This is a genomic window from Microbacterium shaanxiense, assembly GCF_054779995.1.
The window spans coordinates 541587-560800 of sequence record NZ_BAAGXE010000004.1 but is presented as its reverse complement, the minus strand read 5'-3'; the positions used below and the strand labels follow the sequence as shown (position 1 = coordinate 560800).

The 19214-nt window shown below is 63.0% G+C and carries 15 protein-coding genes and 1 pseudogene; 9 read left to right on the top strand and 7 right to left on the bottom strand.

The features are described from left to right. The first annotated feature begins 21 nt into the window (after positions 1-21). A complete protein-coding gene (locus ACYVG2_RS16170; RefSeq protein ID WP_460781919.1) occupies positions 22-723 on the top strand; it encodes a class II aldolase/adducin family protein in 702 nt (233 codons plus the stop codon). Positions 724-1534: 811 nt separating this feature from the next. Here ACYVG2_RS16170 and ACYVG2_RS16165 read toward each other — a convergent pair. Continuing rightward, positions 1535-2335, bottom strand: a pseudogene (locus tag ACYVG2_RS16165) (ABC transporter permease); the annotation flags it as partial. 290 nt (positions 2336-2625) lie between these two features. Between ACYVG2_RS16165 and ACYVG2_RS16160 the strand changes: the two are divergent. From ACYVG2_RS16160 to ACYVG2_RS16150, 3 genes are read left to right on the top strand one after another with little or no spacing between them, the layout of a single operon-like run. Next, positions 2626-3651: an ABC transporter permease gene (locus ACYVG2_RS16160; RefSeq protein WP_460781918.1), complete on the top strand. Its 1026-nt coding sequence runs from the start codon at positions 2626-2628 to the stop codon at positions 3649-3651. A gap of 60 nt (positions 3652-3711) precedes the next feature. Then, a complete protein-coding gene (locus tag ACYVG2_RS16155) occupies positions 3712-4866 on the top strand; it encodes a sugar ABC transporter substrate-binding protein (protein WP_460781917.1) in 1155 nt (384 codons plus the stop codon). Further along, the gene (locus ACYVG2_RS16150; RefSeq protein WP_460781916.1) at positions 4866-6389 is read left to right on the top strand and encodes a sugar ABC transporter ATP-binding protein; all 1524 of its coding nucleotides are present in this window, start codon (positions 4866-4868) and stop codon (positions 6387-6389) included. The genes ACYVG2_RS16155 and ACYVG2_RS16150 overlap by 1 nt, the downstream gene beginning before the upstream one ends. On the opposite strand, the gene ACYVG2_RS16145 is transcribed toward ACYVG2_RS16150, so the two are convergent. Continuing rightward, positions 6351-6926: a hypothetical protein gene (locus ACYVG2_RS16145; RefSeq protein ID WP_460781914.1), complete on the bottom strand. Its 576-nt coding sequence runs from the start codon at positions 6924-6926 to the stop codon at positions 6351-6353. The genes ACYVG2_RS16150 and ACYVG2_RS16145 overlap by 39 nt on opposite strands. Positions 6927-7425: 499 nt before the next feature. Then, a complete protein-coding gene (locus ACYVG2_RS16140) occupies positions 7426-8007 on the bottom strand; it encodes an exodeoxyribonuclease V subunit gamma (protein WP_460781913.1) in 582 nt (193 codons plus the stop codon). A 132-nt stretch (positions 8008-8139) separates the two neighbouring features. On the opposite strand from ACYVG2_RS16140, the gene ACYVG2_RS16135 reads away from it, so the two are divergent. Beyond that, on the top strand, positions 8140-8724 hold the full coding sequence (locus ACYVG2_RS16135; RefSeq protein WP_460781912.1) for a hypothetical protein: 585 nt from the start codon (positions 8140-8142) through the stop codon (positions 8722-8724). A 68-nt stretch (positions 8725-8792) separates the two neighbouring features. After that, on the top strand, positions 8793-9707 hold the full coding sequence (locus tag ACYVG2_RS16130) for a nucleotidyl transferase AbiEii/AbiGii toxin family protein (RefSeq protein WP_460781911.1): 915 nt from the start codon (positions 8793-8795) through the stop codon (positions 9705-9707). A 284-nt stretch (positions 9708-9991) separates the two neighbouring features. Here the strand turns inward: ACYVG2_RS16130 and ACYVG2_RS16125 are convergent, their stop codons facing one another. Beyond that, positions 9992-10477 carry a hypothetical protein gene (locus ACYVG2_RS16125; protein WP_460781910.1) on the bottom strand — a complete coding sequence of 162 codons (486 nt, stop codon included), beginning with the start codon at positions 10475-10477 and terminating at the stop codon, positions 9992-9994. Continuing rightward, positions 10474-11802: a hypothetical protein gene (locus tag ACYVG2_RS16120; RefSeq protein WP_460781909.1), complete on the bottom strand. Its 1329-nt coding sequence runs from the start codon at positions 11800-11802 to the stop codon at positions 10474-10476. The genes ACYVG2_RS16125 and ACYVG2_RS16120 overlap by 4 nt, the downstream gene beginning before the upstream one ends. Before the next feature lie 523 nt (positions 11803-12325). Here ACYVG2_RS16120 and ACYVG2_RS16115 point away from each other — a divergent pair. Further along, the gene (locus ACYVG2_RS16115) at positions 12326-14362 is read left to right on the top strand and encodes an ATP-binding protein (RefSeq protein WP_460781908.1); all 2037 of its coding nucleotides are present in this window, start codon (positions 12326-12328) and stop codon (positions 14360-14362) included. Positions 14363-15034: 672 nt separating this feature from the next. Here ACYVG2_RS16115 and ACYVG2_RS16110 read toward each other — a convergent pair. Together ACYVG2_RS16110 and ACYVG2_RS16105 are read right to left on the bottom strand one after the other, a co-directional pair. Then, a complete protein-coding gene (locus tag ACYVG2_RS16110) occupies positions 15035-15403 on the bottom strand; it encodes a DUF4440 domain-containing protein (protein WP_460781907.1) in 369 nt (122 codons plus the stop codon). Between the two features lie 321 nt (positions 15404-15724). Further along, positions 15725-16027, bottom strand: a complete 303-nt coding sequence (locus ACYVG2_RS16105) for an antibiotic biosynthesis monooxygenase family protein (protein WP_460781906.1) — start codon at positions 16025-16027, stop codon at positions 15725-15727. 122 nt (positions 16028-16149) lie between these two features. Here ACYVG2_RS16105 and qcrB point away from each other — a divergent pair, with 122 nt between their 5' ends. Both qcrB and sigJ read left to right on the top strand, forming a co-directional pair. Continuing rightward, entirely contained in the window at positions 16150-17883 is a 1734-nt protein-coding gene (gene qcrB / locus ACYVG2_RS16100; RefSeq protein ID WP_460781905.1) for a cytochrome bc1 complex cytochrome b subunit, read from the top strand. Between the two features lie 117 nt (positions 17884-18000). Beyond that, positions 18001-18924: an RNA polymerase sigma factor SigJ gene (gene sigJ / locus ACYVG2_RS16095; protein ID WP_460781904.1), complete on the top strand. Its 924-nt coding sequence runs from the start codon at positions 18001-18003 to the stop codon at positions 18922-18924. The last annotated feature ends 290 nt before the right edge of the window (positions 18925-19214 follow it).

Genomic DNA, 19214 nt, shown 5'->3' with positions numbered 1-19214 from the left:
CGAGCGTGAAAATGGGTCGACATGACTGACTATCCCGAGCTGCGAGAGACCGTGGCTCTCTCCAGCCGCATCATGGCGGCCTCCGGCAGCGGGGACTTCATCTGGGGTCATGTGTCGGCGCGTGATCCTGATGGTCGAGGGGTCTGGCTGAAGCAGGCATCCTGGGGTCTTGAAGAGATCACGCCTGAGCGCGTCCACCTCGTCTCGCCCGGGGGCGAGGTGCTCGCAGGCGGCGGCCAGCGCCACAGCGAGTACCCGATTCACACCGAGATCATGGCAGCGCGCCCCGATGTCGGCGGCGTGGTCCATGTGCACAGCAGGCACTCGGTCGCTCTCGCAGCCGCCGGGGTGGAGCTGCGTCCCGTGAGCCATGAGGCGAACTACTTCGCACCTCTCGGGGTGCCGAGGTTCACCCGGACGGCCGATCTCATCCTGACCCGCGAACTCGGCGGCGCCGTCGCTGATGCTCTGGGCGATGCTGAAGCGGTCTTCCTGGTCAATCACGGCGTCGCCGTCGTCGGCCCTGATCTCCAGACGGCCACTGTCGCCGCGATCGTGCTCGACCGTGCCTGCGCCCAGCAGCTGCTCACCAGCGGCTACGGCGGCTCACCGTCGTGGTCGGACCCAGAGGAGTCGCTCGCCAAGCGCGAGCACATCTACGGCGGCAATGCTCGCCGCCAGGTGTGGGACTACCTCGTGCGGCAGCTGCCTGCACTGCGATAGCCGCGTTCGGACGCGCACAACGACGTCGCACCTTCCCCTCAGAAAAGGTGCGACGTCGTCACTCGTTCAGGGGGCGCTGGCGCTGACCGCGTTCGGATCGAGGACCACGGATGCGGCGAAGCCCCCGTCGACGGCCAAGTCCACGCCGTGCACCAAGTGGGTGGATTCGCTCAGGAGGCACCCAATGGCCGGTGAGATGTCGTCTGCCGTGGCGGTCGTGGGCCGCGAGCGATGTCCGATTGATCAGCTCGTCGCCCAGCGCGGAACGGAATTGCGTGATCATCGGCGTCACGACCGGTCCCGGGCTTACGGTGTTCAGCCGGTGTCCGGTCCTCGTCCAGCTCACGGCCTCGCGTGCCGACCAGATGATCAGCGCCTCCTTCGATTTCGAGTAGCTGTGCAGGCCGTCCTGCGGGTTCTCCTCCAGTCATGCCTCGCCGGATTCCCAATCGGTCGTTTCAGCAAGCGGAAGGAATGTATCGAGGTCGTCCCGCCATTTCAGACCGGTTCCTGATGCGACGTTCACGACCAAGCCGCCCTCGGCGATGTGCTCGCGGAACACCCATACCATCTCGCGGGTGCCGAGGAAGTTGACGGCGAATTACGCCCTCCACGGGAACGACGACGGCACGCCGGCCGTGTTGACGAGACCATCGAGTGCGCCCACCCGCTCACCGAGAGCATGTATGTGCGCGCGGTCGGACAGGTCGAGCTGGTGCTCATTTTGCTGTTTTCTCTCTGCGGGTGAAAGCCCGGGGTGGATTGTGATGCGGTCAGTGCGCGCGCATCACCCGGATCAGAGCGACCGGAGTCAGCGCGGAGAATTGCGCACGCGGCCGCCGAGGACCGCGAAGAGCAGGATGATGCCCGTGAGCACCTGCTGCCATGCTTGAGGAACACCTGAGATGCTCAACAGGTTGCCGAGTCCGCCGATGAAGAGGACTCCCAGAACCGCGCCGATGACGCTGCCAGCACCTCCAGTGAGGAGGGTGCCGCCGAGCAGGACGGCTGCGATCGCCTGCAGAGGGAGGAACGCATCCACCTGGGCGGTTGCCGCTCCCGCCCGGCCGACAGCGATCGCCCCGCCAGTGCCGCAGCGCCTCCGGAGATCGCGTACACCACGGTCAGGGTACGGACGGTGCGGATGCCCGAGAGCTCTGCTGCCGTGACCGACCCGCCGACGGCGAAGACGTCGCGGCCGAATTAGGTGTAGCGCTCGACGAAGAATGCGAGCGCGAGGGTGGCGACCATGATCCACACCGGCACTGCGACCCCGAGCACTTTCCCGCTGCCAAAGGGCTGTGAAGAACGCATCCGAGAGGACGACGGACGACGAGCCCGTCCAGAGCTGGACGACACCGGTCAGCACCGTCATCGAGGCGAGCGTCACCAAGTAGACGGAGAGTTTCAGCCAGACGCTGAACAGCCCGTTGAGGAGTCCTCCCAGCGCCGCCCCGAGGGCGACCACGACGACGAGCGTCGGCCACGCCGGCACGCTGGCGGTGACCAGCGTCGTGACGACACCCGAGAATGTGGCGATCGCTCCGACCGACAGATCGAGTCCGCCGCTGACGAGCACGAAAGTCATAGCGAGGGCGATGACCCATGTGACTGACTGCGATAAAACGAATCCTGCTCTTCATTGAGACTCCAGATTCATCGTGGAGCCACGCTCCACGATTTGCACGGCGGGGGTTCCCGCCTTGGCGAGTATGCAGCGCATGCCGAAGGTCGACACTGTCATTTCTAGCAGGAGGAAAAAGGCGTCAGACGCAGTCATGGCGGGGCGCATCATAAGCTGCCGTTTCTGACTTACAGAATCCTCTGTACCCGCACGCATTTCGCGACAAGTCTGCAGATCAGCGGGGCAAGGATGCTCCACCGACGAAGGAGTCAGCTCACATGAGCGATATCGACACTCTGAAACGCGACTCCGCCCCTGCAGTGCGGACACCGCAGTCCGACCATGCGCGGCGGCCGCTGCGCGGCATCGGATACAGGTACGGGCTGATAGTGGTCTGGGCGATCGAGATCACGATCTTCGCTTCTCTTGCACCGAACTTCTTCACCGTCGCAACCGTGACGTCCATTCTCAGCTCTCAATCCGCCCTGATCGTACTCGCTCTCGCGGTGGTGCCGACTCTCGTGGCCGGCGAATACGACCTATCGGCGGCGGGTGCCATGACCGTGGCGGCGACGATCGTCGGGCAGCTCAACGGCGTGCTCGGGATTCCGATCCTCGTGGCGGTGACCGCCGGTCTGGCAGCGGCCGCCCTGGTGGGCGTCGTGAACGGTCTTCTTGTCGTGCGGGTCGGGGTGCAGAGCATCGTCGTGACCCTTGGAATGGGGACGCTGCTGGTCGGGATCTCGATCTGGCTCAGCGATTCCCTGACCATCGGCGGGGTCTCGCGTGACCTGGGCAAGCTGTTGAACACACCTGTTCTCGGCGTAAACGCATCGTTCTTCCTCGCCATGCTGATCGGCGTCGTGCTCTGGTACGTCTACCGCCACACCCCGTTCGGCCGTCACGTGGTCTTCGTCGGCCAGAGCCGAGACGTTGCACGCCTTTCGGGGCTTCCGGTCGGACGAATCAGATTCCTGTGCTTCGTCGCGACAAGCCTGCTTGCGGGCGTCGCGGGCGTCATGGTCGTCGGTATCGCGGGCGGCCTTCAGCCGTCGTCACTGCAGGGACTGCTGCTTCCCGCATTCGCCGCCGCGTTTCTCGGGACGGCGGTCTTCGAGCCGGGTCGGGTGAATCCGATGGGAACGATCGTCGCTCTGCTCTTCCTCGCGACGGGAATCAACGGGCTGGTGCTTCTCGGACTCGATGCCTGGATCCGCGATGTCTTCTACGGGGGCGCCGTCGTCATCGCCGTGACCGTTTCGCACCTTCTCTATCGACGAGCTCAGCAGAAGAACCTGCTCTGACCTGTTATCCGCAATACCCGATCTGAGCCGGCACTGTCGCCGGCATGAAAGGAAATTCCTGTGCATTCTGCTACCCGAAAAGCAACTCTTGCGGCGGCTTCGGTCTTCACCGTTGCGGCTCTTCTCTCAGGCTGCTCCGCCCCTACGAATTCATCGTCGGATACTTCTGCATCGAGTGAGATCGATTCTGAAGTGATCGCCCAGCTCGATGAATACTCTGCTCCCACCGAAGTGTCGTACGAAGGAGCGCCTTTCTCCGTGGGAGACGCAGCAGGAAAGACGGTCTGGTGGGTGACGTTCTACAGTGGCAATCCATTCCTCGCGGCCGTTGGCGAAAGTTTCACTCAGGCTCTGGAGGCCCAGGGAGTCAATGTTGTCAACTGCGATGGGAAAGGCAATCCCGTTGACGTGGATGCGTGCATCTCACAGGCGGTGGCGCAGAATGCCGACGCCATTCAGGTGGACGGGCCCGAGCCGAAAACGTACTCGAATGCGCTCGCTAGTGCCCAAGCGGCCGGTATCCCAGTCATGTCGGGAGCAGCGCTCGACGCTTCAGGTGAACTCTACGATGGCCTCGCCGCGCAGAGCAGTCAGCCCTTCGAGCTGACCGGCGCACTGGCCGCCGACTGGATCATCCGCGACTCCGGCGGCGTGGCGAACGTGCTGTTCCTATCTGTTCCGGATGTGATCGGCTCGACCCAGGAAGAGACCGCGTTTAGCGACCGGGTCGCCGAGAAGTGCCCGTCCTGCACAGTTTCGGTTGAAGGAGTCACTCTGGCAAACTGGGCCACCGATCTGGCGACGACGACGAGTGCAGCGCTTCTGAAGAACCCTGACATCGACTATGTCGTGCCGGCCTTCGATCCGATGACGCAGTTCGTGACGCCCGCTATCCAGCAGGCAGGTAAGGCATCCAACGTCAAGACCGTCACGGTGAACGGCAGCCTGCAGCAGATGCAGGACCTTGCAGACGGAGTCATCGCTGCGGAGATCGGGATCGACCTGAACGCCCTTGGCTACATCGAGGCGGATCAGGCGCTCCGTGTGATCACCGGTAATACGCCGGTCGAGCTTGCGTATGCGCCAGTGCGGATCTTCGATGAGAGCAATGTCGGCGAGCTCACCATCGACGAGGCGTCGAGAACCAGCGGAGCGTGGTTCGTCGACTCCGGATCGTTCTCAGACGTGTTCACCGACCAGATCTGGACGAAGTGATGACCACCCCGGCGGCGCTGCGTGCGCGCGGCATCCGTAAGGCATACGTCGAAGGCGTGACCGTGCTCGACGGGGTCGAGCTCACTGTGCCCCCGGGGTGCATCGCCGCTCTTGTGGGCGCGAATGGGTCGGGCAAGAGCACTCTGGTCAAGATCCTGAGCGGATTTCACCGGCCCGACGAAGGATTCATTGAGATCAGGGGTGAGCGGATCGAGGGAATCACCCCTGATCTTCTGCGGTCGGCGGGCGTTCGCTTCGTCCATCAGGAACCCACGATCGTCGGCGGGGTGAGCGTTCTGGAGAACCTCGCAGCGGGCAGCTACGAGACCCTCGGCGGGCGCATCCGTTGGCGAAAGGAGCGCCGCAGGGTGCGAGCGCTTCTCGAGGAGTGGCGGATTCCGGTTGACCCGTCCACGAATGTCGCACGCTTGAGCGCGGCAATGGTCGCGAAGCTCGCCCTGCTGAAGGCGATCCGCATGCGGCCGGGCGATGAGCCGGTTCACGCCATCGTGCTCGACGAGCCGACGGCGGCGCTCGGACGGGAGGACGCCGACGAACTGCTGGGATGGCTGCGAGACATCGCGCAGCAGCAAGGAGTCGGCATCCTTTTCATCAGCCACCGAATCGAGGAGATCCTCGCGTTCGCCGACAGCGTCGCGGTTCTCCGAGAAGGGCGAATCATCGTTGACGGGCCCACTGCGGGTCTGAGCGCGACGGCCCTCGTCGAGCACATCGTGGGCGGGGCACTGGGCGAGTATTACCCGCAGCGAGAAGAGGCGACCTCTGAGGATGCGGTCCTCGTAGTGAAAGGCGCCACTGGCTCGGGAGTGGACATGCTCACCTTCACCTTGGCGGCGGGAGAGACGCTCGGAATAACCGGTCTGCCCGGCAGTGGGTTCGAGAGCATTCCTCTTCTGTTGATGGACCCCCAGTACGCGGAGGCCGGGACCCTAACATTGGACGATCGAGAGCTGTCGCTGCGATCGACGTCCATCAGAGCGCGGGTGCGGCTCGGGATGGCGCTAGTTCCGGCTGATCGTAAGCGCACCGCGCTCGCGACCGAACTGAGCGTGCGAGAGAACATCGCCTTGCCGCGGTTGAAGCAGTTCCGCGTGAGCGGTGTACATCTGCTGTCGCGGGAGAAGCGCGATGCGGAAGGCCTCATCGCGCGCTTCGGGATATCGACGCAGTCTCCGGCAACGGCGGCGAGCCGCCTGTCGGGCGGGAATCAGCAGAAGGTCGTGCTGGCGAAGTGGATGAGCACAGAGCCTCGCGTGCTCATCGTTCATGAGCCGACACAGGCGGTCGATGTGGGGGCCAAGGCCGAGATCTTCGCATTGCTGTCAGAAGCGTCCGCACGAGGAGTGGCCACGGTGATCGTCAGCGTCGAACACGAAGACCTCGCGCATCTGTGCGATCGTGTGCTCGTACTCGCGGACGGCGTCGTATCTGCCGAGCTGTCCGGCTCTGGGCTGACCGGCGGTTCACTTGCGGCGGCGACGTTGGCCGGTACTCCGGCCTGACGGCGGGCGTGGCAGGTTTACAGTACCGGCGCGACTCTCTTCGACGTCAGGAATCGTAGACGATCTCCCTGCCGGAGCTAGAGCTGCGCTGTCCTCCAGGCGGACCAGCAGCCGCGGGTCTCGGGGCTCTTCCGCTCGGAACGTTATACGCGCGGAGCGCGTCTCGATGTGACTGAGGACACGGTCGGCTGCTTGGTAGTACGCGGTGATCTCCGTCTCCAGTTCGCGAACACGCGGATCGAGCGGATGGAGGGAGTGCTTGCCGGCATGGAGAGCGTGGCCTAGGAGGCGGGTCTGCTCGTCGATGCGGTCGAGACGCTCGGCGACTTCCGCTACTGCATCCATGATGTCGGTGACGCCTGCGCTGGCCGACAGGAATGACGACCAACGCGCCAGGGCGGTGGTGAGAATGTCGTGATCGTCAGCTGCGGCTTGTGAGAGGAGACTCACTCTTCCAGATATTCGGCCGTGGTCGAGAAGGGCGATGTGGTCGGCGAGTTCGTCAGCCTCCTGGAGATACTGGGTGGTGAGGAACACCTGCCGGGTGTGACCGTGACAGGCGTGCACCTGGACACTGCGATCTGCAGTGTCCAGGACGGCGCGCGATTGGGGGACCGCATCGGTGGCGAGGTCTTCCCGGACCTATCTCAGCAGATCAGTGTTCTCGCTCCGTGCGGGTGAAGGGTGGTGGACCGACGTGTGGCCCGGTGCGTAGGCGCTCAGCAGCATCTGCAGTTCACGAACGTCACGCGACAGACTGCGCAGAAGGGTTGGAAAGGGATGGGATTTCCTCGGGTCGGCGCACAGCGACGGGGGAGCGGGAGACGGACTCCCACAGCGCGGGGCGCTGTGGTGCAGCCACAGGTGCACATCCCGGTGTTCGGAGAGAGCGTCGAGCATCTCGAGGTCACGGCGGGTCCCCGGCTCGGCCCGAACATACTGAAACGGCGCGGGAGCACCACCCGCTGCGGGTTGTTGCGCATTTCCTCCAGGAGTTGCTAGTGCAGGTCGACGGGAGAAGCGCTTCCCAGCCTGTTCAGCACGCTTCGCCAGAGGCGGGTTGCCACTGCTCTGGGACAGCTACTGGTGAACCGTCGGACCGTACGTACTCATCGGTGGCCCACCGTGCCAGCATGGCTGGTCGAGAATGCGCGTACGTGTCGAACAGCCGCGCAACGCGCGCCGCGAAACCTAACCGACGATCCGGTACCTCATCTTCACCTGCATCGTTTGGAAAGAGATACTGACGTGGCAGTCGGCACCAGTCCTCGTTGAGGTTCTCGTCCAGAGCGGCACGGACAGACCAGGTCAGTCGCGGTGGCGCCCACATCGCCAACTGCTCTGCAAGGACGGGGGAGCTCTCAGCGGCGGCGTCCTGGAGCAGTTGCCGAGGCGAGGGGAAACGACGTTCGCACACACCCCGTCGTCGGGTGCGATGCCGTCGAGGCGGGATGTCCCTAAGTGCAGTGAGAGGCGCTGCACCAACCAGCGCTCCACGCCCTTCGCGGGTACTGCGACGATCTCGGGCGCAAAGGGGGTCCTCCAAAGGGTCGGCGAGCAGCCGCGCGGGCTCTTCCGCAAGCACTTCACCGCTCTCTGCCCGATGGACGACGAACATGCCTCACCCCCTTCACAGCGAGAGTACCGGCTGACCTGAACGCACCGCACGGCGGGGTGCCACCGTCCCCGTTGATACGAGCTACCTTGCATCTATGTCACGTTCCCGGTAAGCTTTCGTGACATGAGCAGTATGTCTCCGTCGGCCGTGATCCGGAGTGCCCCTGAACGGTCCTTCGTTCACGTCAACCGCCTGCCTGGCACCGCCGCGGCCGCGCGGCAGGCTGCCTCGCGGGCTGCGCGGAACGGCGACCTTTTTCCTATCCGTCGGGGCCTGTACTACCGGGGAGCGAAGACGCGGTACGGCATGTCTCGCCCCCGTGTAGAAGAGATCGCCCGCGAGGTACTCGGGGAAGTAGGAAGCGGCCCGGCCGGGTACTCTGCTGCACGCGAGTGGGGCGTGACGACCCAAGTTCCCTCTTCATTCCATGTCGCGACGCTCTGGACAGCCGATCCGATTGCCGGGGTGACGCAACATGCGCGACGGAACAAGGAGCGGACGAAGCTCAACGCGAAGGAGATCGCCCTCCTCGAACTGCTTCGCGCCCCCGACGTGTACGTCGAAGCGGGCTGGGATGCGCTGGTCGGGCGAGTCCGGGACGCTCTCGCGGCAGAAGAAGTGCGAGAGGAGACTCTTCGTGCTGCCGTCACTGGGGAACGGAATACCGCCGTGCGAGAGAGCTTCGACAGGCTCATTATCGACCTGGTGACTGAATGAGCGAGCGGCTTCGGGATAGCCCAGACGATCTTGACGCGCTCGTAGGTGTTACGGCTGAGGCTTTGGGGATGCCCGCGGCCTACGTAGAGAAGGATTTTTGGGTAACTGAAGTTCTCCGGGCCGCTAGCGCCGAGCAGTCGATCGCCGTCCCGGACGGATCGTTTGCACCGGTGACGTTCACGTTCAAGGGCGGGACGAGCCTCAGTCGGGTGTTCGGTATCGTGAAACGCTTCTCGGAAGACGTCGACCTGCTCGCAGAATTCCCCGCCGAAGCTTCTCTGAACGCTCGGCACAAGATTCTGAAAGCGGTTGATGACGCCGTTCGGAACCATCTATCCCTCGAGAACGATCGGGTGACCGTTGGTTCCTCGACGACGGGCGTCAAGCGCTACACGACCTATGCCTACCCAACCGCAACCCAAGACCCGTCGCTGAAGGAGGGCGTGCTCCTCGAGCCTGGGAGTAGGGGTGGAACTCAGCCGTCTGCGCCGCACCGGTATCGATCGCTCGTCGCGGATCACGCGATCGGCATGCTCGGCGATGATGAGTCAGCGTGGGAAGAGTTTGCCTCCTTCGATGTGAATGTGCTGGCACCCGAACGCACTCTGTTTGAGAAACTCGCCGCCGTTCATGACGCGGCAAGTAGGAATGACGCTGCCACTCTGTTGAAGTACGGTCGCCACTTCTACGACATTCACCGTCTCGTAGAGAACGAGCAAGTCGCGAGGGTACTCGAGACGCTCAGCCCCGTCGGCAAGCAGCAGCTCATCGACGACATCGAGCAGCAGAGCATTGCCGCAGGTTTTCCGTCGACGAACCGACCAGCCGGCGGCTACGCATCGAGTCCTGCATTCGACCCCGAACACTCATCACGCGACGCGATCGAGACCGGCTACAACGCCGCGCAGCAGCTCATCTACGGCGAACTCGTCTCGCTGGACGAGGTGGTCGGGAGCGTGCATCGCCTGCGGGATCTGCTCTAGAGGGGCGTGTCTGCGAGGTGCCACGCGCTCAGTCGGAGCGATCGCCCCCCCCGGGTGTTACGAGCTCCCAACGGTCGGCGAGCACGTCTCATCCCGCGCCTCTCGTCATCGCTGATGGTCTCGGCGTTTGCGGCGCTTCTTGCTGATCTTCACATCGATCCGCCGACGAATTGGCGCATGACCACGGATTCTCGCCGCGTTGGGGTGTCGCGGTTGGCTGCTCGGGGAGAGACCCCACAGGCATCGACGTTCTCTCGTACTTGTCCCGTTCGTCACAGTGGGTCCTATCTATCGGTCCGACGAGGCGCTGCAAGTACCCTAATGATTCCGAGCATCGACGTTCGAAGGAGCCTGAGGATGTCCAGGTCGTTCGGCTCTTGAGCTTCTCCGACATGCGCCGCGAGGAAGATATCTGTGTATGCGCACAAGAGCACGGAGCCATGCTCACGTATCTGCGAAGTCCACCTCGGGTCAACCGCACCTCCGAAGTTTGGTTCTCCCGTGGGCTGGAGCACGAGTGTTGATGCGGTGAAGTCGTTGGTGGGATTCAAGATGCAGGTACGAACGGACTCTGCTTCGTCGATGAAGAGTGCTAGGGGGTCCGAGAACTCGAACTGGGTCGGCTGCGTAGCTCCTGGTTGGAGCTGCAAATCGAGCTCGTCGGAGAAGCCCTTTGGAACGAGCAGCATTGGCAGGCGGCCAACGACATCGTCGATGTTAAGGACCGTCCAGACTTCGGGGCCCGTGCCGAGTTCGTAGACGGCGCTCACCAGTTGTGTCCGAATGGATCGAATGCAATCGCCCGCCCGTCCATAGTTCTCATTGAACTGTTGGGTGAGCGTCTGCCGGGTGCCGTGGGCGGGTGAGGTTCGTTGAGGAACATCCGCAGGGCCACAGATTCGGAGTTTCTGTCGCGGACGTCGCCGCTTCCGTCCTCCGGCGAATGCCCGATCAACCAGCGAAACATAGAACTCGCAATGCCAACTGCTGCGGGGGAGGCGGCCTCGATGGCGGTCGCAGCCAAGTTTTGATGCGTGAACGCCGCGACTGGGGCGACCGCGATCCCCGCTTGGATTGAATCACCCAGGCCGGCTTTTAGCGCCGATGACAGTCGTTCATTGGTCTGAAGTTGTTGTGCGTGGTCAGCGATGTTCTCCTGCACCTCCAACCTGGTGGCGAGGTCGGGCGTTGAACTGAGGAGTTCAATATCCTCACGGAAAAGTTCACGCCAGTGGCTCATGTGATCGGTGTGCCGGACTGCCAGGATGTCTTTGACTGAAAGTTGTTGCACGATGTTCGCTGCGGGCGCCGGCAGATCGAGTAGTTGAGAGACGGCTCTTTGGTCCCGGAGTCCCTGCGTGTTCAACCATCCGGGTGGTGTCGCGGTTCTATACAACCATTCGAGAAGCTCGGGACCGGCGAACCAGTCCGGAAGATACAGATCGACGCTTTGGCGGTGACGTTCGGCGTGGCCGAGGGCCGCCTGTAACTGCTGGAACCAGTATCCAAGCTCGAAGATGACTTGGTCACGGCCGTGCGGACTGTCCTTGACAGTGGGAATCCAGCCTCGCCGCTCAGCCACCAGAGTGTCGAGATCCTTCGCCGCTTTCGTGGCAACTTTCTCGCGAACCTCGTCTTCGTCGGGGAAGATCGGTGGTTCGACATAGTAGAGCAACTGGGCGTTCTCTAGCTCTGCGTATCGTGCGATGCGGCGGAGAGCCCAGGGTAGATTGCCGCATTCAGGGAATCCGCCAAAGTACATCTCGTTGAGATGCGCTTCCGGATCGTGCTGTGCGGCCCAACCGGCGACTTCATCGACGACTGCGACCTGGTCGGCGTAGCTCAACGAACGTGCAACGAAGGCGAACTCTCGGTCGTAGGGAGTGTCGCTTTCTCCGTAGTAATCGAGGAGGAAAGCTGGACGAAACGTCGATGGCGTCTTCGATGGCACAGGGTCGAGGTAGCCAGATCGGTACCTCTCGAGAACATCGAGCGCGAGCGCCATTCCGCTGCGATCTTGACGCGTCGCCAGCCAGAGGTTCCGGTCTGTCGGTTCCGCTCCAAGGGAATCTGCGAGGAGTTCAGAAACGAGCATCGTGTTCCCATCTATGTGAAGGCGTCGTCGTTCAGCGGATCCACCGCGGGTGTAGGCACATGTTAGGGGAGACGAGCCTGAGAACGCGGAGGCAGTCCGCGGTCACGCAGCGTATCGACCGGAGGATCGCTGCGATCAGGGTGCAAAACGAGCGTTCTCGGACAAGCTATCCGTCTCGGCACGACTCACTACGCAAGCTCTTCGCCGACCGGCGCCACCTTCATCGGGTTTGAGCTCATCGACGCGGTGTGAAGGAGGCTTGAGCGAAGGGGAGGGTCTGATCATCGGGAACCGAACCGGGACCACACCCAGCGCTGCACCCCTTGCAAGATCGTGCCAGAAATCGCGAGATCGTCCGGGGGATGGCGTTGATAGACCGAGACCCGGTGCCTGGAAACGGTCTACAGCGAAGAGCCCACAAGCACGAATGAGTGGTCAGGGGAAAACGGCCCCTGCGCGATGTGGTACTCGCTATGGCGGCCTTTGAGGGCCGATTTGTCGGCCGTGCGTGCAACTATTGGCTATGGCTCACATCCAAGTTACTGCAGGTAGGACGCTGCTTGAGGGGTACGTCAGGACGCCCCCGGTCGGGTTGTGTGAGCTGGTCTGGAATGCGTTCGATGAAGATGCGACGACGGTGCGTATCGAGATAGAAGCAGGATCGCTCGGCGGGACGGAACTGATCCGTGTTGTCGACGATGGCAACGGGATGACGCGCGAGCGTGCCGAGCTAGCCTTTTCACGAGTTGGTGACAGTTGGAAGCTAGCGCCCGGCACAACGAGCGAGGGCGGGCGGCCTGTTCACGGTAAGCATGGGCGTGGACGGTACGCAGCTTTCTCTCTTGGCTCATTGGTGCAGTGGGTGTCGACCAGCGAAGTAGTCGCGGGAGGTAGCCTGGCGACGATACGCGTCAGAGGCTCCCGGTCGTCTCTCGATGGGTTCGAAATTGAGGAGGTACCGGTCGAGGGGGATGACACCGGTACACGGGTTGAAATTGCCTCGATTACGCCGGATGCGATCGCTGCCTTCGATGCCCCAGAATCGCTTCGGCAACGACTGCTGATGGAGTTCGCTCTTCACTTGGAAAGACATGAGAACTTCGCAATCGAGTTTCTCGGGACGCAGGTAGATCCATCGGCTGTGATCTTGTCACGCACCCCGATCCCGGTTGAGCGCCCTGAAGGCGTTGAGGGTGACGTGCTACTGACCGTGATTGAGTGGAAACTCAGCCACGTTGAGCGACGTCTCTACCTTTGCAGCCCAGGCGGTGCGATTGTCGACGAGATGCAGCCGGGTATCCGAGCCGTCGGGTCAGAGTTCACGGCATACCTCGAATGGGACGGCTTCACCCATGACCAAGGGCTCTTGCTGGAAGGCGACAACGCTACCCCGGCGGGCAAAGTGGTTCAGGCGGGCCGCGAGGCTCTACGGGCTCATCTCGTGGAGACATCGAGACGACGCGAGGCAGAAACAGTCCAAAGATGGAAAGCTGAAGGCGTCTACCCATACAAGGGAGAACCCTCGACGACCGTCGAGCGGGCGACTCGTGACACGTTCAATATCGTCGCAATGGCCGCTTCACGTACTGTCGATGAAGCGAAATCCCAGTCTTCAAAGGCGCTTGCGCTCGGCCTCTTGAAAGAGACGTTCGAGAACGATCCGGAATCTCTACTGCCCATCCTGCGGCAGTTCTCACAGCTTCCGGCTGCACGGATCGACGAGCTCCGCGAGATCCTCGAGCATACGACGCTTACGCAACTGATCTCGCTCGGGAAAGAAGTAGGAGACCGGATCGAGTTTCTCAGCGGTCTGAACGCGTTGATCTTCGACAAGGCTACGAAGAAGCGCATGCTAGAGCGTCGACAGTTGCATCGGATTCTCGCCCATGAAACCTGGCTCTTCGGAGAGGAATGGTCGCTTACCGGGGATGACGAGCGGCTCACCGAAGTGCTCAAGAAGTTCCTCGGGAAGCTTGGCGCCGATGTGGAGCTTGTTGGCGAAAAGTTGGTTCTGCGTGAAGACGGTTCAGACGCCATACCCGACCTCGTGCTCGGGCGGCAGCTGGAGACCAGAGAAAATCACTTCTCGCACCTGGTCGTCGAATTGAAGCGGCCCAGTCACAAGCTGACCGACGACGACGTCTCCCAGCTGCGGAGCTATGCGAGCGCGATCACCAACGACGAACGCTTCGACCAGCCCAACAGCTCGTGGGAATTCTGGCTTGTCGGCAACGAGACGACTAACGCCGTGGACGAGCAGCGTGAGCAAGAGCATCTTCCTTTCGGGGTCGTGCAAAACAGCAAGAAGTATCGGTTGATCGTCCGTACATGGGCGGAAGTGCTTGGTGACGCCGAGCATCGCCTCAAATTTGTCCAGAAGTCGCTGCAGTACGAGTCCAACCGCGATACTGGTCTGGCATCTATGCGAGACAAATACGCTGACTATCTCCCGAAGGAGGCGTTCGATCAACTCGACCGAATCCCCGACATCGTCTTGGCGGCGGACAGTGAGACAGCCGACGAAGAAGATGGTTCGATGCCGAACGAAAACACCGCGTAGAACTGAGTCAGCGGCTGACAATTACAAACTCGTCGGAAGTGCGGGACGAGCGTTCTGTCGTCCGGCGAATGAAGCGCGATGGCCGCGGACCGGGACCGCAAGCGCAGCGTGCGATCTGCTCGGTGCGGTGGTTTCTGTGCATGAGTGGGTAGCAGACGCGGCAGGAGGGGTCGCTGTCGCCCTCGGCGCCGGGAGGATCTACGCGGGATTGCAGCAAACCCGACGCTACTAGTGGTGCCACGTACCTACGTCACGTAAGGGTGGAAGCGGCGCAATCCTTCCGGCGGTTCCAGCTGAGAGAGTCTGACATTCGCCGGGACCAGAGCGGGACCACAACCATGCAATCCATGCAATGCATAACATGAATTGGAGTCCTCTGCGCAGCACTACGGCCCGGAAAATCAAGGAAAACGCCTGAACGGGCTACCTGGGGGTCAAGGGGTCGCAGGTTCAAATCCTGTCAGCCCGACAAAAAGCCCTGGTGAGAGTTGACTTTCACCAGGGCTTTGTCGTCACCGGACTTGATCACTGCCTGAATCGGAGTTCTGGGCCTGATTTTCCGTTCCTGCCCTGCAGCGTCTCGGGATCATTCCGAGTAACGCGACGACCCGCCTTGCAGGGCTCATCACGCTCGGGTGTTCGGCCGTGCCTCGGCGTCGAGGGGCCCAACTCCTATGCCTGAGCAGGGACTGGTGTCTGCTGGTAGAGCGCGAGTCGCCACACGCCTTCGTGCCGTGTGTAGACACTGGACATGAGTGCGCTGAACGCGGGTTCACTCTCGTCGCGGTAGGCGCGGCCGGTGTAAACGAGGATCGCACAATCCTCGCCGAGAGAGATGAGTCGCTCGTCGGCGACGTCGTAGGTCCGCCACGGAGGCGCCTCATTCAGGGAGTCGATGACCGCCTGACGGTCGAAGACCTGGCCGTGCGCCAGGACCATGACACCGTCGCCGGTCATAATTCGCCCGTAGAAATCCGCGCCACTGCTGTTGCAAAGGGATTTCCATCCTTGGTGTTCGAGGTCGAGCAGTTCGTCGAGCATGGTCTTTCTCCTTCCATAACCGGGGCGTTCAAGCCTACTGAGGGAGCTAGCGGAGGTTAGAGGGCGTTGAGATCGCGGTCAGCGCTGCCCATATCAGACCGCACCGGTCGCCGATGCATCATGCGACGCCGCCGGAGTTGTGGACCTCGGCGAGGACGCAGTCCTCGGGCAGGTCGGCGGCGTGCGGACGAGGATCGTGTGACTCCTCCACGCTTGTGGTGGGCCGCGGACGCATGCGGCAGTTCATTCGAAGTGCGAAGAAGCGATGCGGTCGAACCTGACGGGCCGAAGGCAAGTGGTCCGCCAGGCTGACCGGCATCGTCAGGCGGTGAACTCGGAGACGGCGGCGTAGATGCCGGGGCTTGGCGTCGCGATGGCGGCGGTGCGTTCGACGTACGCGGCCGCGGCAGGGTCTGCCTGGGTGGCCTTCGCGTCGTCGGCGCTTTTCCATTGGGCGATGTTGACGACGCGGCTCTTGTCGGCGCTCGCGAGGACCGTGACGGAGATGAAACCGGGCCGCTTGGAGATGACCTGCTCGGTTCCTTCATTCAGGATGTCGATCACCTCCTGCTGCTTGGACGGGTCGACGTCGATGATGTTGACGAACGTGACGGGACTGGACATGTCCGGCCTTCCTTTCTGATCGTTCCGCGATTGGTGTCCGTGGTCGGCGCTGTTGAGTGCGTCCGGCCTGGTGAGCAAGACGGTCGTCCGCTCTGGGACGAGACGAGATAGCGCCGCAGAGTGTGAGGCGCCCCCAGCAGTGGGGCGGCCCGCCTCACGGTCTGGGGGGCTGCGTCGTCCTCATTGGGGTCGGGCTTTTCCGGCCCTCGGTGACGGAAGGGGCAAGATTGGCAGGGTCAGCGCGGGGGAGTGCTCGGGTCACCGATCGGGCCGCCCGGTGGTTGGATGATCGGACACGTATCGGTGTGATGGTCCGCGTTTGGCGGGGCCGGGCGTTCCCGGATCACTGGTCACTGTTGCTCGGGCACGTCGTCGTAGTGAGTTTCGTCGTCTGCTCGCTCACAGGAGTGTTTCTGCTGTTCTTCTACGACCCGTCAACCACTGCCGTGCAGTACGACGGGCCCTATATCCCGCTCCAGGGTGTTGAGATGTCCCGTGCGTTGGAGTCGACCCTGGACATCTCCTTCGAGGTCCGCGGCGGCCTGCTGATGCGGCAACTTCACCACTGGAGCGCGTCGCTGATGATCGCAGCTCTCCTGCTGCATATCCTGCGCGTGTTCTTCACGGGCGCGTTCCGCAAGCCGCGTGAGCTGAACTGGCTGCTCCTGTTCGGCATCCTGTTCGCGAGCATGGCGGCGGGACTGACCGGCCACGTCTTGCCCGACGACATGCTCTCCGGCAGCAGCCTGGCTGTGCTGGACGGGATACTCAAGGCGATCCCCGTCGTGGGTACGTGGCTGTCATCCCTGGTGTTCCAGGGCGAATTCCCCGCCGGCGCGATCACCACGTTCTATCTGCTCCACATTCTTGTGCTGCCGGCGATCATCGCCGTGCTGATGGTCGTGAACGGCATCCTCGCCACCCTGCACAAGCCTGCACAGTTCCCTGGCCCCGGCAGAACGGAAAGCAACGTCGTCGGGCGGCCATTCGGTGCGGCGGCGATGAAGAGCGTGGGCCTGTTCTTCATCGTGTTTGGCGTGCTCACCGGGATCGCGGCGACCGTGACTGTGAACCCGATCTGGACCTATGGGCCGGCCGATCCGGGCAACGCATCAGCCGGTGGCGGTGCGCTCTGGTATCTCGCGTTCCTCGACGGCGCGCAGCGCCTTGTCCCTCCGGGCTGGGAGTTCGTGTTGTTCGATCGCACGTGGACGTTGGCGATTCTGGTCCCGGTCGGCGTGTGCGTGTTGTTCCTTGTCACAGCGATGGTCTACCCGTTCATCGAACGCTGGATCGCCGGTGGCCGGCGTGAACACCACCTGCTGACCCGACCTCGCCATGCCCCGACCCGCACTGGCATCGGCGTCGCGGGGATCGTGTTCTACGGCGTGCTGTGGGCGGCGGCGGGCAGCGACCTCATCGCGCTGCACTTCTCGCTCAGCATCGAAGGGATCGTGCTCACCCTCCAGGTCGCCCTCATCCTCGGCCCGGTGGCCGGCTTCGTCCTGACGAAACGCATCTGCCTCGGTCTGCAACGCAAGGACCGCGAGATCGCCCTCCACGGGTACGAGACCGGCCGGATCGTCCGTCTTCCCGGCGGCGAGTACGTCGAAGTCCACCAACCCGTCGACGCCTACGAACGGTGGCGACTCATCGATCACAACGGCTTTGAACCGCTCGTGCTCCGACCTGACAAGACGGGGCGCACCCGTTCCCGCGACCGCGTGAGAGCGACACTGTCCGGCTGGTTCTTCCAGGACCGCATCCTCCCGGCCACCGCTCTCGAACTCACCACCGACTCCGGCAACCGTCCGGTTGCCCCCGCCCAAGGGACGGCACAGGATCATCAGCCCTGACCTGTGATCACCTCACAGTTCGCCGGGCTGTCTCGTCTACTTCTCACGGGCATGTGATCCGATAGACACCACGCATCGAATCGAACACGAGAGCCTGGTCGATGAGAGGAGGAACGAATGAGTAGGCCACGTCGCGCAGGGGACGCCGAACCACCCGAGCTTGGTGACGCGATCCGCGAACGCAGCGTCCTCCTCGGCCTGTCCTACCGGCTCCTCGGTTCCCTCACCGACGCCGAAGACGCCGTTCAAGAGACCTACATCCGCTGGTACCGACTCAGCGACACCGAACGCCGCCAGATCGGCTCCCCGCGAGCGTGGCTCATCAAGACCGCCAGCCGCATTGGACTGGACATGCTCACCACCGCCCGCGCCCGCCGCGAACAGTACGTCGGCGAATGGCTCCCCGAACCCATCCCCACGCCCGGCACCTGGACCAGCCACCACGACAGCGCCCCCACCGACCCGGCCGAACGGGTCAGCCTCGACGAATCGGTCTCGATGGCGCTGTTGATCGTGCTCGAATCCATGACCCCCGCCGAGCGGGTCGCATTCATCCTCCACGACGTGTTCCGCTACACCTTCCCCGAAGTCGCCGACATCGTCGGACGCACCCCGGAAGCCTGCCGACAGCTCGCCTCCTCCGCGCGCCGCCGCGTGCACAGCGCTCGCAGCACAATGGTTGAGCGAGCCGAGCACACCGCCGTCGTCCGCTCGTTCAAGGCGGCGTGGGAGACCGGCGACCTCGCCACCCTCATCAGCCTGCTCGACCCGGACGCCACCGCGATCACGGACGGCGGCGGACTCGTTTCCGCAGCTCTCGAACCGCTGCTCGGTGCCGACGCCATCGCAGCGTTCCTCCTCGGCGTCTACGAACGGCAACCCGACCTCGCCATCCGCGAAGATCTCGTCAACGGTGAACTCGGGCTCGTCGCCTCGGGCGCCGGACACATCCTCGCGGTCGTCAGTCTCAGCCACCGAGCCGGCAAGATCGAACACGTCTGGGCCGTCCGCAACCCCGGCAAACTCGGAGCGTGGAGGTAACCCGACTCGTGCCTCCGTGGCGACCCGACGCCCGAGGAAATGTGCCAAACGTCTCAGGCGACTCACCTTCATCACGGAGTGCAACTAAACGACGCTGTAGCCGAGCGCGGGCAGCTTTCGAGCAGCGGAGGTGCGAAGCGATGGAGGTGGCAGTCATGTGCGCCCAGACGCTCGAGCATGTGCCGGATGTGCGGAGCCACCTATCCTTCCCTTAGTCGAGACGTCTGGGAAGAGCGACCGCACAGCACCTCTATCTGCTCGTCGACGCTCCCATCAACGGTGGGGATGTT

What these genes read in the sequence shown, in the direction of transcription:
- ACYVG2_RS16150 (WP_460781916.1), top strand. Translation starts at nt 4,866, where the DNA reads ATGACCACCCCGGCGGCGCTGCGTGCGCGCGGCATCCGTAAGGCATAC.
- ACYVG2_RS16130 (WP_460781911.1), top strand. Translation starts at nt 8,793, where the DNA reads ATGCCCGCGGCCTACGTAGAGAAGGATTTTTGGGTAACTGAAGTTCTC.
- ACYVG2_RS16110 (WP_460781907.1), bottom strand. Translation starts at nt 15,403, where the DNA reads ATGCTCGACGAACTGCTCGACCTCGAACACCAAGGATGGAAATCCCTT.
- ACYVG2_RS16160 (WP_460781918.1), top strand. Translation starts at nt 2,626, where the DNA reads ATGAGCGATATCGACACTCTGAAACGCGACTCCGCCCCTGCAGTGCGG.
- ACYVG2_RS16105 (WP_460781906.1), bottom strand. Translation starts at nt 16,027, where the DNA reads ATGTCCAGTCCCGTCACGTTCGTCAACATCATCGACGTCGACCCGTCC.
- ACYVG2_RS16120 (WP_460781909.1), bottom strand. Translation starts at nt 11,802, where the DNA reads ATGCTCGTTTCTGAACTCCTCGCAGATTCCCTTGGAGCGGAACCGACA.
- ACYVG2_RS16135 (WP_460781912.1), top strand. Translation starts at nt 8,140, where the DNA reads ATGTCTCCGTCGGCCGTGATCCGGAGTGCCCCTGAACGGTCCTTCGTT.
- ACYVG2_RS16115 (WP_460781908.1), top strand. Translation starts at nt 12,326, where the DNA reads ATGGCTCACATCCAAGTTACTGCAGGTAGGACGCTGCTTGAGGGGTAC.
- ACYVG2_RS16170 (WP_460781919.1), top strand. Translation starts at nt 22, where the DNA reads ATGACTGACTATCCCGAGCTGCGAGAGACCGTGGCTCTCTCCAGCCGC.
- sigJ (WP_460781904.1), top strand. Translation starts at nt 18,001, where the DNA reads ATGAGTAGGCCACGTCGCGCAGGGGACGCCGAACCACCCGAGCTTGGT.
- ACYVG2_RS16140 (WP_460781913.1), bottom strand. Translation starts at nt 8,007, where the DNA reads ATGTTCGTCGTCCATCGGGCAGAGAGCGGTGAAGTGCTTGCGGAAGAG.